The organism is Microcoleus sp. S13_C3 (genome assembly GCF_036700905.1).
GTDB lineage: Bacteria > Cyanobacteriota > Cyanobacteriia > Cyanobacteriales > Microcoleaceae > Microcoleus.
In genome coordinates, this window is sequence record NZ_JAUBPT010000340.1 from 1 (window position 1) to 1,754 (window position 1,754).

A 1,754-nucleotide genomic window follows, 5' to 3' on the forward strand; every position below is an offset into this window, starting at 1 on the left:
CTAGGGCGTCGGTTCAGTATTAGGAGTTGACAAAAAAAGGAATTTATGAAATTAGCCAGTGCATGAGTTCGAATCTATGCCTGGTGTAATTGGCCGAACCTTATCCATTCGAGCAATGACATGAAGATTATGAACAACAGCGACTCGCCGTAGATCGAAGAGATTTTTCCGCAGTCCAATATAGCGAGCACGGTTAAGAAAGCCAATGGCCAATATGAGCCAGAGAGTGTTCAACTGTAGTACGTTTTCTTAAGTCTATTCGACCAATAGCAGTAGATTGACGTGCTCGCAACTCTTGCATTAAGGCTTCATTAGGATGAATTGATACAGTCCGTCCTCTTTGACTATTCGTGCAACCAGACCTCAGAGGACAAACTGCACATTCACTCGCCGGAAAATGAACAATTTTTCCGGGCTCAAATGGGATACTTACCTGATTGGGACAGCGAATTAAATGCGTATCCCAGTCAAGAAAAAAAGAATTTTTATCAAACCGTCCAGAATTTCTGACCGGCCACGCCTTGCAAAATATCTGTAATTTATCATCCCGTTGTGTCACCCAATGACTAGATAAATAAGCCCGGTCAATATGTAACTCGGCTAGGTGAATATTTTGAAATTTTAAGTCACGTTCGGTAGTCAACTGTAGCAGCGGATTCTGGAGTATTGGCCCGTGTCAACGCCACGGCACAAACTACACCACTCTCTAAATCTTTGAGGACGTGACGTTTATATCCATCTATTTTTTTAGAGCGGCTTTTACGCCCATGCCGCATATCGGGGTCTTCAATAGAAATGCGACGATCTTTGGCCACCCCTTTAGCAAGATTAGGAAATCCTTGAGAGTCTAAAGTCACATTTTGGGATTCAATGACTCGGGCAACATCCAGAGTCTCTTGAGCCACTTCAAACTCATCACGAGCGGGCTGGCTTTGCATCCATTCTTCTACGGAATTTAAGCTATTTAGGATGACTAAGAGTGCATTTTGACGCTCTACTGGATTATCCCAGTTTAAGTCTAAGGCTGTTTTTAAGCTGGAACTATTGAGAATTGGCGCACCAGCTAACTCGGCAATTTCTGCTGGCTCCCGCCCCTGCACAACAGCTATCACACTCACGGCCTTACGCAAAGCATGACCCAATAGATTATATGTATCTTCGACTTTCCCAGCTCCCCATAAAGGTGAAGAATCTAAAGCCGCTTTCAGTTGAGATGAGCCAAACCCACCTTTTTGTTTGGCAATTTCTACGGTGCGGTCAATTAAACGTTGGTCTAGTTCTTTTTTAATTAAGCGATTTCTGAATCGAACCAAAGTGGCTTTGCTAAAAGGGGGAGTTTCACAATTGAGACAATCGAGAACTAACTGCCAACGTCGATCCATGAGCATTTCTTCAATGACTTCATCATCAGAAATGCCTAAGTAGGCTTGCAGAATAATTGCCAAGGCAATTTGTGCAGGAGGAACTGGGCCCTGACCCACTGTGCTGTCTTTAAAAATTGTAGCAAGTTCTTCTTGAAACTCATCATTAAATATGAATGAACGATTCAATCGAAGAAACGTGAATAACTTGGCTCGTTTAATGCGTTTGACGATCGACGCTTCAGCGTCTGAGAGTTCAACTGGAGGATGCCATAAGGGAGGACGCATAAGGTTTCTTCCTTCTTCCTGATTGTGAGAATTTAACAGGCTTCTCAATTCACATATCATTTCCCGTCTGTTTTGTCAACTCCTAATACTGAACCGACGCCCTAG

General features: G+C 43.3%; 1 pseudogene. It reads right to left on the reverse strand.

Going from position 1 to position 1,754, the window contains the following annotated elements:
- Nucleotides 1-51: 51 nt before the first annotated feature.
- A pseudogene (locus tag QUA16_RS36550) lies at nt 52-1,649 on the reverse strand (IS1182 family transposase).
- Nucleotides 1,650-1,754: the final 105 nt, after the last annotated feature.